This is a genomic window from Lactimicrobium massiliense, assembly GCF_900343155.1.
Lineage (GTDB): Bacteria > Bacillota_I > Bacilli_A > Erysipelotrichales > Erysipelotrichaceae > Bulleidia > Bulleidia massiliensis.
Map to the genome: position 1 here is coordinate 233,588 of NZ_OUNG01000004.1, position 16,025 is coordinate 249,612.

Consider the following 16,025-nt stretch of genomic DNA (forward strand, 5'->3'; position numbering starts at 1 on the left):
TCAGCCTGTATGTATTCTAATTTATACAGTTTTTAAAATCAATCATTACTTAGAAGCAGTGCTGTTTTTCTCGATAATTTCCTTAGCAATGTTCTTCGGCACTTCCTCATAGTGATCCATCTGCATCGTATAGATGCCGCGGCCCTGTGTGAACGAACGCAGATCCGTTACATAGCCGAACATGGATGCCAGCGGAATGTATGCCTTAACCTTGATTGCATTGCCTGTCTCTTCCTGCTCACGAATCTGACCACGTCTCTTTGTGACATCGCCCATGATGGTACCAAGGTACTCACTCGGGGCAGTGATATCAACAGACATGATCGGCTCGAGAATGGTCGGGCCGCACTTCTTGGCAGCTTCCTTCAGTGCCAGAGAAGCAGCGATCTTATATGCCTGCTCAGAAGAGTCGACATCGTGATAGGAACCATCGAACAGCACAGCCTTGATATCTACAACCGGATAGCCTGCAACCAGACCATTCGGCAGTGCTTCTTCCAGACCCTGCTCAGTAGGCTTGATGAATTCCTTCGGAACGGAACCACCTACTGTAGCATCTTCGAACTCGAAGCCCTTGCCAGGGTTCGGGGAGAAACGAATCCAGACGTCACCATACTGACCATGACCACCGGACTGACGGATGAAGCGGCCTTCAACCTCAGCTTCCTTGGTAATGGTTTCACGGTAAGCAACCTGCGGTGCACCAGCAGTAGCCTCGACCTTGAACTCTCTTCTCATACGGTCCATGATGATATCCAGCTGCAGCTCACCAACACCAGCGATGATGGTCTGCCCTGTCTCTTCATCCGTGTATGTCTTGAAAGTAGGATCCTCTTCAGCCAGCTTAGCCAGAGCATCATCCATCTTCTGGGAGTCAGCCTTTGTCTTCGGCTCAACGGACATCTGAATGACCGGATCCGGGAAGACCATGGACTCAAGAATAATCGGATGATTCTCATCACACAGCGTATCACCTGTACCTGTGTACTTCAGACCAACAGCACCAGCGATATCACCGGCATAAACCTCAGTAATATCCTTTCTGTGGTTGGCATGCATACGCACGATACGGCCCAGTCTCTCACGCTTGTCCTTGGATGCATTCAGCACATAGGAACCAGCAGTAGCAGTACCGGAATATACTCTGAAGTATGTCAGACGGCCGACGAACGGGTCAGTCGCAATCTTGAATGCCAGAGCACTGAACGGCTCATCATCAGAAGGCTTTCTGTCTTCCTCAGTACCATCTTCCAGATGGCCGACAATAGCCGGAACATCCACCGGAGAAGGCAGGTAGTCAACAACGGCATCCAGCAGCATCTGTACGCCCTTGTTCTTGTAGGCAGAACCGCACAGAACCGGGAAGAACTCAGAAGTCAGAACACCCTTGCGGATCGCACCCTTGATTTCTTCAACGGTCGGCTCTTCACCTTCCAGAACCTTCATCATCAGATCATCATCATAGTCGGCAATTGCCTCCAGCATGGTCTGACGCATCTCCTTGGCCTTGTCAAGGAACTGAGGCTCAATATCCTCAACCTTGATGTTTGTGCCAAGGTCATTCTCGTACATCTCTTCCTTCATTGTAACAAGGTCGATAATGCCGCGGAATGTGCTCTCCTTGCCAACCGGCATCTGGATTGCAGCAGCCTTGGCACCCAGACGATCGCCGATGGACCTGACACTCATGTCAAAGTCAGCACCAGTCGCATCCATCTTGTTGGAGAATACGATACGCGGAACCTTGTACTCAGTTGCCTGTCTCCAGACAGTCTCAGTCTGCGGCTCAACACCAGCCTTGGAGTCAAGAACTGTTACCGCACCATCCAGAACACGCAGAGAACGCTCAACCTCAGCAGTGAAGTCGACGTGGCCTGGTGTATCGATGATATTGATCTGGCAGTCCTTCCAGTGGCAGGTTGTCGCAGCCGAAGTAATCGTGATGCCTCTTTCCTGCTCCTGGGCCATCCAGTCCATCTGCGAAGCACCATCATGTGTCTCGCCGATCTTGTGAATCTTACCTGTGTAATAAAGGATACGCTCAGTAGTTGTTGTCTTACCGGCATCGATGTGGGCCATGATGCCAATGTTACGAATCTTGTTTAATGGAAACTCTCTGGGCATTTTTAGCTCCTTCCCTCAATTACCAGCGATAGTGAGCAAACGCCTTGTTTGCTTCAGCCATCTTGTGTGTCTCTTCCTTCTTCTTCACAGAAGCACCAGTACCATTGGCCGCATCCATGATCTCATTTGCCAGTCTCTGCTCCATCGTCTTCTCATTTCTCAGACGCGCATAGTTGACAATCCAGCGAAGACCAAGAGTCAGCTTTCTCTCCGCACTGACTTCAACCGGAACCTGATAGTTGGCACCACCAACACGGCGGACCTTAAGTTCCAGCTGCGGCATCACATTGCCCAGAGCCTTCTCAAATACTTCCATCGGGTTCTCGCCCGTTTTCTTCTCAATATCTGCAAATGCATCGTACAGAATTGTCTGAGCCGTACCACGCTTGCCATCCAGCATGATTCTGTTGATCAGCTTTGTGACCAGCTTGGAGTTATAGATCGGATCCGGCAGTACGTCGCGCTTTGCTACATAACCTTTTCTTGGCATATTCTATCTTCTCCTATCTATTACTTCTTCGGCTTCTTAGCACCATACAGAGAACGGCTCTGATTCCGATCAGAAACACCAGCGCAGTCCAGAGTGCCTCTGATAATGTGATAACGAACACCAGGCAGGTCCTTGACACGGCCGCCTCTGATCATAACCACGGAATGCTCCTGCAGATTGTGACCAACACCCGGAATATAAGCAGTCACTTCCATACCATTGGAAAGACGTACACGGGCATACTTACGAAGCGCAGAGTTAGGCTTCTTCGGTGTCATTGTACCAACACGGGTGCAGACACCTCTCTTCTGCGGGGAACTCAGCTTTGTCGGACGGCTGTGCAGAGTATTGAAACCTCTGTTCAGAGCCGGGGACTTTGACTTGTAAACTTTATCGGTACGCCCTTTGCGTATCAACTGGTTTATTGTAGGCATCTATAATCTCCTTCCATCTTGTTTCATGCACACACAACCAAGTGTGCCGCCTCTTAGCCTAAATATAAGCTTTACGCACACGTAAAGCTCGTTTTCACTAAGCGAATCAATTCTATTTGTTTCCCTGCCCCCCGTCAAGCACTTTTTGATGAAACAGCAAACGATTCTAAATTGCAAAACGCAGTGCAGCAGCACTATTGCGAGAATTGGTTTGCATGAAGCATCGCTGTTTTGGCTTTTCACAGGGGCAGTACAATAAAGCGGAAACAGCACAAAGCCAGATAATCGCTGCTCCAGTGATTATCTGGCTACATTGACAACCATACCGTCATGACTGTGCTTGGTCTGATACATATAGTCATCTGCCCGGGCAATGGCCTGATCCAGAGGCACTGCATCCTCTATGCATACCTCCCCAACGCTCAGTCCCTTCAGTCTGGTCTTTTCTTTCTTCAGTACAGAAGCACACACCTTCTCAATAGCCTCTTTGACCGGTGCCTGACAGACTGCCACGAACTCATCACCGCCATAGCGCATCACAAAAGCATCTCTGTCCACTGCCAGACGGATGATCTGGCTTGCCGTACTGATTGCTTCATCTCCTGCCTTGTGGCCATACGTATCATTGATCTGCTTCATATGATCAATATCAATAAAGGCAACATACGCTCTTCCATACTTTGCCAGCACTTCCTTATAGTGCATACTGCCATACTTCTCCAGTCCAAACCGGTTGAAAAATCCCGTCAGAGAATCATGAAGATACAGATCATCCAGCAGCTGATTGTGCTTTGTCATCACCACTTTGCGCCGCACATTCTCCAGTGCATTTTCAATCATTGACAGATACATGGCCAGGAAGCCATACTCCATCATCTCTGGTATCTCCGGCAGCACGACTATGCCAATGGCAAGACGGTTGCTGCGGAGTGGCAGCACCAGATAGAAGTTGCTCAGCTGCAGCATTTCTTCAGGCAGAATCTGAGTCGATTCCACCTGTGTATAGATATGGGTAACAGGATCCGGCGCAATGGTCTGATCCTTGGCCGGTGCCCATGCCGCCAGACTCAGTGTATGGCTGTAATGACGGCAGTTGTCCGGATTCTCATAATTCTCCAGATAGCTCTGATCCAGCAATAATGCAAGATGATTCAGACCGGCATGACTGACTTCCTTCTCCAGTTCCTTTAGCAGCTCCACCAGGTTGGCAGCTGCCGACAGTGCCGGCAGATCATGCGACTGTATCCGCAGAAAGCGGTGAGCCTCCCGCATCAGTACACCATACGCATTGACAAGATATGACGGATCCTCCTGTTCACTATTGCACCCGCAGGAATCATGCAGGACCAGACGGGCAGGCACATAGACAGAAGAAATCTTCTTCTTTTCCTTCATCAACGATATGATGACACCAGCCGCCTGTTCTCCGATTTTCTCATAATCCCGGAACATCGTTGTAATCTGCGGAAATTTTTCATCACTGGCATTCTGGCCGTCAATCCCCGTCAGAAGAATATCCTGCGGGATCCTGATGCCATGTGCCGCAAACCAGTCAGCGGCTCCGCGGGCAGCGGAATCATTGGCACAGATCAGGGCATCCGGCAGACCATTGGCCAGACAGAACGCCGCCGCCTTTGCCCCATCCGGTTCCTGCCAGCCATGGCTGACAACCATGGCATCCTCTATGCCATACTGGCGGCAGGCATCCAGAAATCCCAGTTCCCTCTGCTGAGACTCGTACGAGCTCTGCAGGCCACTGGCATAATACAGCCTGCGGGCATGATGAACCTGAATCACATGCTTCACCATCTCAAACATGGCTCCATAGTTATCCGTACCCACATACACAGCATGATCAAGCGGATAGTTCACCGAGACAGCCGGAATGCCAAGCGCATAGGCCGCATCCACAATACGCTGTCTCTGGGCAACCGGCCAGGAACTGTTTCCCTGCAGCAGAATGCCGTCATAATCCTGCAGATGGCACAGATTGAAAATCTCCAGAGCACCTTCCTCTATCTGCTCATCCAGATAGCGTGCAAGCGCATTGAACACGTAAAAACGGACGTCCTTCTCCCTGCCAAGACGAGTCCTGATTCCCTTCAGAAGACCGGTCATCATCATGTAATTCCAGTCAAATGTCAGAAACGCAACCTTATATGTCATGTTTCCCCCACAGCTTCTTGTTTTTAGTATAGCACGCTTCGATTCTGCTGTATCATGAAGTAAACAATGCTGTCTGCTTTTCAAGCTTGACAGCAATCGTTATAATGTAGACCGGAGGTGTTTCCATGGCTAAAAACGTTTGCGATTTCTGCCTGAAAGAAAGCGGCGGGCTCTTCGGCAGAACAATCCGTCTTTCAGACGGCCATCATATCTGCAAAAACTGCCGCGCGATCATTCAGTCGTACGGCCTTCCCGTGCAGTTTGACCTGTTCCAGCAGCTGGTAACAGCTCACCCCAATCTGCGCGATATGATCATGGATGCCTATCTGGAAACACATGATCCCGGCACGGCCATTGCCAGGTTCTATCCCCTGCCGCGGGTGATGATGCATGAGGGAGAACACTGCATCAATGCCGTCGAAGCCGAGATGACTGTAAAAAAGAGTGAGATTCCTGCTGCCAACGCCGTAGCCTCCATTGCGGATATTCAGCGCAAGGATATTGTCAACCTGGCCGATGCACCGGAAGACACCTCACGCAGCGATCTGCAGAGAGTCAAGGGCATGCTGTATGAAAGTGAAGTCGCATTGTACTTCCTGTCTGAGAAGTTTATCAACTGCCACCGGCTGGGCTTTGTCAAGCGCAATACCGGTGAGACAGACCAGATTCAGGTGGTGACCAGAAAGTATACCTATACATATAAGGTTGCCCATGCAGATCTGTTCTTCATGCGGGAGCGTTTCTTCCGCAAAGTCAATGCGGCTGCCAACAACAAGCAGCAGCACCTGATCTACATCCGCAATGACAATGAGCTCACCATCACCCCGGGTGTCTATGAAATCCCAAGATCTCTGAAACCAGGTATTTACAAGGTAAAGGCAGTCAAGGATGACGGCCTGCATATCCGTGATTCCATCGGCAGAGTCAAAGACTACTATGAAAATGAAGAGTGCATCGACCTTACTGACGGCGGCATTCTGGAATGCACAGGTGAATACGAACTGGAATGGGTTGCCAGCAATAAAGAAGAAGCAGAAAAGAAGACCAGAAGATAACAGCGGCTGCAGATGCGGCTGCTGTTTTTGCATACGAAAAAGGCTGTATGCACCAGCACACAGCCATATCTTCAAAATTTTAATTCATTCTGCCAGCCTGGCGGGATGCCCAGGCCTCATCCACCACAAAACTTTTGTCGTTCTTCAATTGCGGCATCTGTTTTGCCATATCTTCATACATCTGCTTTGGCATCTGTGCAAAAGCAAGGTCCTCTTTCCCATCATCCACAACCAGTTCCCACCTGTCGCCATCAGTATTGAACCAGGCGTGCACAATGTTGTCAAAACGCTTGGTAGACAGCAGAATACTGACCGCCGTATACTTGCACATTTCCATCACCCTGTCATCCAGGCCAAGACTGGCAAGAACAATCTTTTCCTGCAGATCCGGAACTGATCTGACAATGCGGCACGTACACTGACTGATCCATGCCTGCACCGCATCCGGGAAACCATCTTCCTTCTGCCCGGAAAACAGCTGCTGGAATCTTGCAGCATCTTCATCCTTGTCAGCCAGTGCATACAGCAGTTTCTTAGAACCATCGTGAAACAGACATGTATAAGAAAGTGCTGTCTGCTCACCGCAATGCGGACATCTGTAGTAAAACGCCGACCCATCCAGAATATGACTGGCAGCCAAAGGATCCTGTAACGTATCCATCAGCTGATGAACCGTAAAGTCACCTGTTTTCCCGCACGCACCGCAGGCCACCTTGGTTGTATATGCATTCTTGATTTTTTCCATGATCTCTTCTCCTGCCCACATCATACCTGAATCCATCACATCATGTCGACAGGGAAAACAAATCTTAACCAAGTGCAACGTCCAGGATCATCATGATCACAAAGCCCAGTGCAAAGGAAATCGTACCAACGTTGGAATGCTTTCCTTCCGACATCTCCGGCACCAGTTCCTCCACGACAACATACAGCATGGCACCAGCCGCAAAAGCCAGTAAGTATGGCAGAATCGGCACCACGAGATCTGCTGCCCAGATCGTAAACAGGGCAGCAATCGGCTCCACGGCACCTGAAAGTACCCCGTACCGAAATGTTCTTGAACGCTTCATGCCCGTTGCCATCAATGGTGCAGAAACAACCGTACCTTCCGGAAAGTTCTGGATGGCAATGCCAATCGCCAGGGCCAGAGCAGATGCCAGAGAAACACTGCCGGCAAGGTATCCTGCATACACAACGCCAACCGCCATGCCTTCCGGAATATTGTGAATCGTGACAGCAAGGATGAGCTTGGTGCTGGACTGCAGGGCAACATCCGGTCCTTCCGTACTTTCATCCATATGCATATGCGGAATGACATGATCCAGCAGAAGTAAAAAACCGATTCCGGCAAGAAAACCAATGGAAGCAGGCAGAAAAGACAGCCTGCCAAGGCTTTCAGACTGGCGCAGAGCAGGTTCCAGCAAAGAGAAGAACGTAGCAGAAACCATCACCCCGGCCGCAAAGCCTTCCATGATCTTTCCCGTCTTCTCACTCATCTGCTTCTTCATCAGAAACACAACCGCAGCACCTAATGAAGTGCCAAGAAACGGTATCAATATACCAATGAGAATATGACTCATATAAAGCTCCTTTACAGCTATTAGTATGCGTACTTTACAGAAGACTTGCAAATCATTCACTTTCTGTTGCGTACTCTTTCAGTACGGTCAAATCTGTTGCCGGGAAGTCAAAGATTCGATACTGTTGGAGCAATCGGAGAAATGGTGATGAAACAGGTAATCAAGCGTAATGGAACAGTAACGGCGTATCAGCCGGATAAGATCAAGAATGCAGTGTCCAAGGCATTTGTGCAGATGCATCAGGAATATACAGATGTACTTGGCAATACGATTCTTTCTTCTGTGGAGGCGGAATTGGATGACCGTGATTCTGCCTCGGTGGAAGAGATTCAGAATGCGGTGGAAAAGAGTCTGATGAAGGAAGGCTTTTATGATGTCGCAAAAGCTTATATTCTGTATCGTCAGAAACGGACGGAGGCACGTGATGTGCGTTTACAGTTGTCTTCTCTGCTGAAAGATGAGAAGCTGAATGATGTGCTGTTTGATATTCAGAAGGACTTCGGGGACTATGATCTGAAACGTTTGGTATTGAAGTTTCAGTCCATGGATAAGGAAGAATTATCTTCTTCTGAACGGATGGGAGTGCTGACCCGCAGTGCAGAGGAGCTCACCAGCAAGGAAGAACCGCGCTGGGAGAAGATTGCCGGTCGGCTGCTGGCTTACCAGTTCCATCAGGATCTCAGAGCAGAAGAAGACAAGCTTGGCATTCACAGCTTCTATGACAAGATTGTCTGGCTGACAAAGGAAGGCTACTATGGTGCCTACATTCTGGATGCCTATACCAGAGAAGACATTGATACACTTGCCGGTTATATGGATGATGACCGTGACAAGCTGTTTGCCTGGGCTGGCCTCGATCTGCTGTTATCGCGCTATGTGATTCACACCCGCCATCATGTCAGGATGGAATCCCCGCAGGAGATGTACATGGGTGTGGCCATGCATTTAGGCATGAATGAGAAAAAAGACCGGCTTGCCATTGTCAGACGCTTCTATGACATGATGAGTCTGCATAAGGTCACCATGGCAACCCCTACCCTTGCCAATGCCCGCAAGCCATACCACCAGCTGTCCAGCTGCTTCGTGGATACAGTGCCGGATTCGCTTGATGGCATCTATGCTTCCATTTCCAACTTTGCGGAAGTATCCAAGTTTGGCGGCGGCATGGGCATGTACCTGGGAAAGGTACGGGCCAGAGGCGGTTCCATCCGCGGCTTTGAAGGTGCGGCTGGCGGCGTCATCCGCTGGATCCGTGTCATCAATGATACGGCCGTAGCCGTTGATCAGCTGGGTGTACGCCAGGGCGCTGCCGCCGTATACCTGGATGCCTGGCACATGGACCTGCCTGAGTTTTTACAATTGAGAACAAACAATGGCGATGACAGAATGAAAGCACATGATATCTTCCCGGCTGTGTGCTATCCCGATCTGTTCTGGAAGATGGCCAATGAAAACCTGAACCAGAACTGGTATCTGATGGATCCCCATGAAATTTTCATGGTAAAAGGATATGCCCTGGAAGACAGCTGGGGAGAGGAATGGGAAAAGAAGTATCTGGATTGTGTCCATGATGCCCGCATCCGCAAACGTACGGTTTCTTTGAAAGAGATTGTGCGTCTGATCCTGCGCTCGGCAGTGGAAACAGGCACACCGTTTGCCTTCTTCCGTGATGCTGTCAACAGAGCCAATCCCAACAAGCATGCCGGCATGATCTACTGTTCCAACCTGTGCACAGAGATTGCCCAGAACATGAGTGAATCTGAGATTGTCTCACAGACCATCACCACAGAGAATGGTGAGAATGTGATTGTGACCGCGACAAAGCCAGGCAATTATGTGGTATGCAACCTGTCATCATTATGCCTGGGCAATATCAATGTGGATGATCAGGAAGAACTGGAGCGTGTAACGGCAGATGCCATCCGGGCGATGGACAATGTCATCGATCTTAACTTCTATCCTGTTCCGGCAGCGAAACTGACCAATCAGAAGTATCGTTCCGTTGGACTTGGCATCTCCGGCTATCACCACATGCTTGCAAAGCATCAGATCAAATGGGAATCTGAGGATCATCTCAAATTCGCAGACAAAGTGTTTGAGGATATTGGCTACGCAGCGATCAAAGCTTCCAATGAACTTGCCAAAGAGCGCGGCAGCTATTCCCTGTTTGAAGGATCTGAATGGCAGAGCGGTGAATACTTTGCAAGAAGGAATTACACGAGTGAAAGATGGCAGAAACTGAAGGAAGAAGTGAAGAAATATGGCATGCGCAATGCCTATGTCATGGCCACAGCGCCCACATCTTCAACTTCCATTCTGGTGGGATCCTCCGCTGGTCTGGATCCGATCATGAACCGGTTCTATCTGGAGGAAAAGAAAGGTGCAATTCTGCCAAGAGTGGCACCGGATCTTTCACCGAAAACATGGTGGTATTACAAGAATGCCCATGAGATTGATCAGACATGGTCTGTCAAAGCTGCTGCCGTCAGACAGCGCCACATTGATCAGGCCCAGAGTTTCAATCTCTGGATTACCAATGAATACAAGATGAGCCAGTTGTTAAGACTGTACATTCTGGCAGATCAGCTTGGGGTCAAGACCATTTACTATGTACGTTCCCGCTCGCTGGATCCATCAGAGTGCGAGAGCTGCTCAGCATAACAGGAGAAAACGCATGAGTGAGAAAATTCAAAGAAAGCCGCTTTTCAATCCAGATGGCGATACTGAAGTACGAGACAGAAGACTGCTGAACTTCAACACCACCAACATCAACGATTTCAACAACCTGAAGTATCCATGGGTATCTGACTGGTACCGCAATGCCATGAACAACTTCTGGATTCCAGAGGAAATCAGCCTGAATCCAGATAAGTCCGACTACCCGAATCTATTGCCGGCAGAGCGCACTGCCTATGACAAAATTCTCAGTTTCCTTGTCTATCTGGACTCTCTGCAGTCAGCCAATCTGCCAAACATCAGCCAGTATGTCACCGCCAATGAGATCAACCTGTGCCTGTCCATCCAGACCTTTCAGGAATGCATCCACAGCCAGTCATACAGCTATATGCTGGATACGATCTGTTCACCGATGGAAAGAGACAACATTCTCTATCAGTGGAAGGAAGATGAGCACCTGTTAAAGAGAAACACCTTCATTGGCAGTCTGTACAATGAATTTGTCGCAAACCAGGACAAGCGCTCCTTCCTGCGGGTATGCATCGCCAACTTCATCCTGGAGGGCATCTACTTCTATTCCGGTTTCATGTTCTTCTATAACCTTGGCAGAAATGGAAAAATGCCAGGCTCTGTCCAGGAGATCCGTTACATCAACCGGGATGAGAACACCCATCTCTGGCTGTTCATGGAAATCATCCACATTCTGCAGAATGAAGAACCACAGCTTTTCAATGAAGAAAACACCCAGATGATCTATGACATGATCGACGAAGGTGTCCGCCAGGAAATTGAATGGGGCAAATATGTCATTGGCAATGAAATTCCCGGCCTGAATGAACAGATGGTGGAAGATTACATCAAATATCTGGGCAATCTCAGACTCAGATCCATCAATCTGAAACCTTTGTATCCAGGACTGGAAGAAGAACCGGAATCCATGAAATGGGTCGCACAGTACGCCGATGCCAACCAGGTCAAGACAGACTTCTTTGAAGCACGCAGCTCAGCCTATGCCAAGAGCAGTGCCATTGAGGATGATCTGGATCAGCTGTAATGCAAAAGCAAAAGGCGCAGACAAAAAGGAAGCGGTGTTCAGGAAATATCCTGATACACGGCTTCCTTTTCCATATCCTTACTTTTCTTCCCAGTCACGGGGCAGATCACGGAATGTAATCAGTTCAATTCCATGATCCTTTACCCATTGCGCAACTGCATCCGACGTGACTGCTTCAAGGTCTTTTGTCCGGCAGAGATTAAAACTGGACAAGGCAAAGATTCTGGCATCCGCATACCCGCAATGGCATACAAGATATCCATATTCCTTTCCTGAAGAAAGCATGCCGCCAGCATCACTGACAAGATAGCCTGTCATATCCTCTTCCAGTTGCTTTTCAGGAGATGCCCCAAACTTGTACCAGCCCATACCGGCAGGCGCCACATTCTCTTTCTTCATGACACTGTCTGTCCAGATGCAGCGATACTTCGCAGCAAGTTTCTGAGACACCGCCATGGTTGTGGCAGTGCCATAGGCATGATTATGAATGTAATCCGGTGTATGGCCAACCAGCTTTATGTACATCTGAATCTGGGCTTCAAACTCCGCTTCCAGCTGGTCAGAGACAGCGGCCAGATGGTCATGGCCATTTTCATCCGTATCCATTGCCCGATTTTCACGGGAACCATAGAACATACCATCTTCCTTCGTCAGTGCCGGCAAAGCCTCATGTCCCAACAGAGAAGGACCAGTAGACGCATTGAGATCAATGCCAAAGGCAATCTGATCTAAGAAAGGAGAAATCTCATCCACGCACTCCTTTGCCCAGGGCATATTGGCAAACAAACCGGTATTACGGATAATGCCATGACGTATGCCATCCAGAGCCCCCATGGCACATCCTGGTGTAATGCCATAATCATCCGACTGTGCAATCAGTTTCATTTCCTGTTCACTCCTTTACTGTGCATTCTCTTCTGCCTTTTCCTGCAGCGTTTCAGCCTCCTGCTTCTGGATCTGCCTGTCATATGCTTTGACAAACGGAATATAGATCACAACATCCAGTGCAAACAGGACGCATCCCCAGAATAATCCACGTATGCCATAAGAAACAAGATTATTGACAAAGAAAGGAACGAATCCGCCGGCGGTGGCACCTGTCGCATAGCCCATGAGGCCTGTTTTTTCCAGCAGCCAGGTACCCCAGACAGCGATGGATGGTGTCAGAATTACCCATGGAATGAAGAATATCGGATTGAGAATCATCGGGAAGCCGAAGTAGATGGGTTCATCTACGCCAAACAGAGATGGCAGCAGACCAAGTTTAGTAATCGAACGGTTGGCAGTAGATTTGCATACGATCAGTGCAGCAATGACAAGTGGCAGAGAACCGCTGCTATAGCTCAGAATCGTGCCGGTCACCATGTGAGGCAGAGGCTGGCCAGCCTGGAAGGCAGCCAGATTTTCCATCTGCAGCTGGGTAAACAGAAGTGTAATCACCGGTCCGATGGTCATGCCGCCATGAATGCCCAGAAACCACATCAGATACATGACGATCATGATGATCCACAGGCCAAAGATATTGGCGCCAAGTGCCTGCAGAGGAAGGGAAACAACGGCATAGACAGCCTGCTGCATGGAGCCTACAGGTGTTGCGGCAAAGATCATTCTGACAATACCGGCAAGAATAATAGAAATGATACCCGGAATGAGAAGTGTAAACTGAACTGCAATATTGGGCGGCACGGAGTCCGGCAGCTTCACAGAAAGATTCTTTGCTTCACAGAACTTGAAGATGGCACCAGTTCCAAAGGCAATGAGCAGAGCGGTAAACATACCGGCAGAGCCAAGCCATGACATCGGCAGCATTGCACTGCTGTAGGCATCTGCTGCCTCTGTATACGGCGTCACAATCAGAAAGCAAGCCAAAGCAATCACTGCTACGCCCAGGCCGCCGCTCTTTTTCAATCCATAAGAGCCGGCATATTCATATGCTGTAAGCGTAACGACATAGACTGCCATCATACCAATCGTAAATGTATAGATTGCCCCAAGAATGCCATACAGCGGGGTTGACTGCAGCCATGCCTGATAGCCACCGATGCTGATTCCCTTGAACAATGATGCAAAACCGCCAATGATGGTCACCGGCAGCATCCGCATAAACGCATGCTGAATCGTCTGCAGAAACCGGATGTTGGCAAATTTTGCCGAAACATCCACAAGCTTATCCGTAAAACTCTTCTTCGTACTCATTCCTATCCTCTCCTGAATGATGATTCATCCAATCTGAACAGCATTGAACACTGTTCCATGAAACATGCCGGTTTGAATATTTGATCAGAATATCCCGCCCAGCAGTGCGGTAAGCGCTTACCTTCCAAGAACATTCTAGCCTTAATGAATGTTTAGTCAATATTAAATTACTATTTTTTGAATGGCGATTCATTCTATCCGATAATCTGAGTATGAATGATGATTTAGTGATATGATAATAACGATAAGGAATGCATATGAATATTATTGACCGCATGGATACGCTTGTAGCAGCTTATACTGCCACTGACCGGAAAATCTATGAATTCATCAAAAAGTTTCCCGAACAGTTTGCCAGCTGTTCACTGAATGAAATTGTAGAGAGATTCAAGATCTCGCAGCCTGCTCTGACAAGATTTGCCAAGAAGCTTGGTTTTTCCGGCTTTCTGGAATTCCAGTATCAGTATCGCCAGGATTTAACCGAAGTCAGAACAAACGCCCACCCGGAAAAGCACAGCGAGTACTTCAGCCAATATCTGCAGGATACCGAAAAAGCAGTGCGCAGTGATGTGCTGGCGACACTGGCAAAGAAAATATCGGATGCCAGAATTACCTATTTTACTGGTGCTTCGATTGCCGGTATTCCTGCAATCTTTATGAAGTACTATTGCCGAGTTGGCTTAGGTCCTGTCGGAACCTGTACGGATCCCTATGATCTGCCTGTTTCATTCAAGGGAGATGAATGCATTCTGATTTTCTCAGCAATTGCCGGAGACGCATATCGCAAATATTTCCCCCGGGTCTGCCAGTCAGGGAATAAGCCATTCATCATCCTTGTCACAATGAATGCGAAGCACCCCTTGCGCAAATTTGCTGATCAAACCGTTGTTCTTCCTGAAGCAGGCATCATCAGTGACAACACCTCGGCCATGCCGGAAACGATGGAATTTCTGATGTTCTGCGATCTGCTGATTGAAGAAATCAGGAAACTGCAAAACAATGAAGCTGACAACCAAGCAATAAAAAACACTGTCGAACCAGTCTGATCTGATTCAACAGTGCTTTTTTTATTGATTGACTCTGCGCAGCCAGTACTGTCCTACTGGTTCATCTGCCCTGTCTTTTGTCCATGGAACCTCATGGCGTTCAAAGTAGCCGATCACTTTTCCTTCTCTGACCACTGGCACAAACCATTCCCGTTCACCGGTCTTGCCATTGTAACCTTCGAACATCTCATTGGTTTCACCATGATCTGCTCTGTCCAGGAAGGCCTTGATCTTGTTCTGAGAGTTTGCATTATGACAGTTGAAGATCGATGTACCAACGGCCACTCTGCTTCCATAACGTTCTCTGGCCTTCCTGTTCAGCCAGCGGATGGTGTGGGTACGGTCACAATAGACTACCTCATAGGGCAGTGCATCCAGAATGGCTCTGTATACTGTTTCATCAAATTCCATCTTTTTTCTCCTTGTATTTTCATCATAGTATATTGCCTGCAGATAATGCAAAAAAGCTGTGATCCGGAAAGACCACAACTCAATCTTTTTATCTGAACTTGCTATCAGTCATTAAGATGATCAATAGCATATTGTGCTTCGTCGGGAGTAAACTTTTCACCGTATTCCGAAGTCAATTGATCATAGACTGCATCAGTACTCATGTTCATCTCTGTGTAATAACTCTTTGCCTTTGCAAGAGCATTCGCATTCCAATCTGCTTTCACATTATCAACCGCATACTGAGCTTCATCGGGAGTGAATTTTTCACCGTAATCTGAAGTAAGCTGATCAAAGACTCCTTGTTTTGACATGTTCATTGAATCCGCATAATTCTGCGCTTTTGCAAGAGCGTTGGCATTCCAATCTGCTTTCACATTATCAACCGCATATTGAGCCGCATCTGCAGAAAACCCCTCACCGTATTCTGAGGTCAGTTGATCATAAACGCCCTGTTTTGACAGATTCATCAAATTTGCATATGAAGCGGCTTTAGCCAACGCATTCTTATACTCCTGAGGTACAGAAGTATCTTCTGTTGGTGTAGGTGCCACGGTTGGCTGCGCTTTTTCAGTTTCCAGAGTTGCTGCAGCACTTGTTGTTGCTTCAGCTGAACCTGATGCTGTTGAGCTATCTCCAGATCCCCCGATAGCTCCTATAAAACCAAGAATTAGTACAACCGCAATGATAATCCAGATAATTTTATGCTTCTTCCCATTTAACTTAGTCATTTCATGATACCCCCATCAATACA

The 16,025-nt window shown here is 48.4% G+C and carries 14 protein-coding genes; 4 read left to right on the forward strand and 10 right to left on the reverse strand.

Going from position 1 to position 16,025, the window contains the following annotated elements; all coding sequences use genetic code 11:
- Positions 1 to 45: 45 nt before the first annotated feature.
- The 4 genes from fusA to DHU66_RS09085 all read right to left on the reverse strand — a co-directional run bounded on the left by fusA (position 46) and on the right by DHU66_RS09085 (position 5,214).
- The gene (gene fusA, locus DHU66_RS09070) at positions 46 to 2,124 is read right to left on the reverse strand and encodes an elongation factor G (RefSeq protein ID WP_108775631.1); all 2,079 of its coding nucleotides are present in this window, start codon (positions 2,122 to 2,124) and stop codon (positions 46 to 48) included.
- A gap of 19 nt (positions 2,125 to 2,143) precedes the next feature.
- Positions 2,144 to 2,614, reverse strand: a complete 471-nt coding sequence (gene rpsG / locus DHU66_RS09075; protein ID WP_108775632.1) for a 30S ribosomal protein S7 — start codon at positions 2,612 to 2,614, stop codon at positions 2,144 to 2,146.
- 20 nt (positions 2,615 to 2,634) lie between these two features.
- Positions 2,635 to 3,048: a 30S ribosomal protein S12 gene (gene rpsL, locus DHU66_RS09080; RefSeq protein WP_108775633.1), complete on the reverse strand. Its 414-nt coding sequence runs from the start codon at positions 3,046 to 3,048 to the stop codon at positions 2,635 to 2,637.
- A gap of 300 nt (positions 3,049 to 3,348) precedes the next feature.
- Positions 3,349 to 5,214, reverse strand: coding sequence for a diguanylate cyclase (locus DHU66_RS09085; protein WP_108775634.1), 1,866 nt, complete (start codon positions 5,212 to 5,214; stop codon positions 3,349 to 3,351).
- A gap of 125 nt (positions 5,215 to 5,339) precedes the next feature.
- Here DHU66_RS09085 and DHU66_RS09090 point away from each other — a divergent pair, with 125 nt between their 5' ends.
- On the forward strand, positions 5,340 to 6,269 hold the full coding sequence (locus tag DHU66_RS09090) for a hypothetical protein (protein WP_108775635.1): 930 nt from the start codon (positions 5,340 to 5,342) through the stop codon (positions 6,267 to 6,269).
- 79 nt (positions 6,270 to 6,348) lie between these two features.
- Here DHU66_RS09090 and DHU66_RS09095 read toward each other — a convergent pair whose 3' ends face one another.
- A complete protein-coding gene (locus DHU66_RS09095) occupies positions 6,349 to 7,014 on the reverse strand; it encodes a CpXC domain-containing protein (RefSeq protein ID WP_167836346.1) in 666 nt (221 codons plus the stop codon).
- 64 nt (positions 7,015 to 7,078) lie between these two features.
- On the reverse strand, positions 7,079 to 7,849 hold the full coding sequence (locus tag DHU66_RS09100; protein ID WP_108775637.1) for a ZIP family metal transporter: 771 nt from the start codon (positions 7,847 to 7,849) through the stop codon (positions 7,079 to 7,081).
- Positions 7,850 to 7,996: 147 nt separating this feature from the next.
- Between DHU66_RS09100 and DHU66_RS09105 the strand changes: the two genes are divergently transcribed.
- Complete coding sequence (locus DHU66_RS09105; RefSeq protein WP_108775638.1) at positions 7,997 to 10,510, forward strand: ribonucleoside-diphosphate reductase subunit alpha; 2,514 nt, start codon at positions 7,997 to 7,999, stop codon at positions 10,508 to 10,510.
- Positions 10,511 to 10,523: 13 nt separating this feature from the next.
- The gene (locus DHU66_RS09110) at positions 10,524 to 11,579 is read left to right on the forward strand and encodes a ribonucleotide-diphosphate reductase subunit beta (protein WP_108775639.1); all 1,056 of its coding nucleotides are present in this window, start codon (positions 10,524 to 10,526) and stop codon (positions 11,577 to 11,579) included.
- Positions 11,580 to 11,657: 78 nt separating this feature from the next.
- On the opposite strand, the gene DHU66_RS09115 is transcribed toward DHU66_RS09110, so the two are convergent.
- The gene (locus DHU66_RS09115; protein WP_108775640.1) at positions 11,658 to 12,464 is read right to left on the reverse strand and encodes a ChbG/HpnK family deacetylase; all 807 of its coding nucleotides are present in this window, start codon (positions 12,462 to 12,464) and stop codon (positions 11,658 to 11,660) included.
- A gap of 15 nt (positions 12,465 to 12,479) precedes the next feature.
- Positions 12,480 to 13,775, reverse strand: coding sequence for a PTS sugar transporter subunit IIC (locus DHU66_RS09120; protein WP_108775641.1), 1,296 nt, complete (start codon positions 13,773 to 13,775; stop codon positions 12,480 to 12,482).
- Positions 13,776 to 14,032: 257 nt separating this feature from the next.
- On the opposite strand from DHU66_RS09120, the gene DHU66_RS09125 reads away from it, so the two are divergent.
- The gene (locus DHU66_RS09125; protein ID WP_167836347.1) at positions 14,033 to 14,821 is read left to right on the forward strand and encodes a MurR/RpiR family transcriptional regulator; all 789 of its coding nucleotides are present in this window, start codon (positions 14,033 to 14,035) and stop codon (positions 14,819 to 14,821) included.
- Between the two features lie 21 nt (positions 14,822 to 14,842).
- Here DHU66_RS09125 and DHU66_RS09130 read toward each other — a convergent pair whose 3' ends face one another.
- Both DHU66_RS09130 and DHU66_RS09135 read right to left on the reverse strand, forming a co-directional pair.
- Entirely contained in the window at positions 14,843 to 15,232 is a 390-nt protein-coding gene (locus DHU66_RS09130; RefSeq protein WP_108775643.1) for a PAS domain-containing protein, read from the reverse strand.
- Between the two features lie 104 nt (positions 15,233 to 15,336).
- On the reverse strand, positions 15,337 to 16,002 hold the full coding sequence (locus DHU66_RS09135) for an Ltp family lipoprotein (RefSeq protein WP_108775644.1): 666 nt from the start codon (positions 16,000 to 16,002) through the stop codon (positions 15,337 to 15,339).
- Between the last annotated feature and the right edge of the window lie 23 nt (positions 16,003 to 16,025).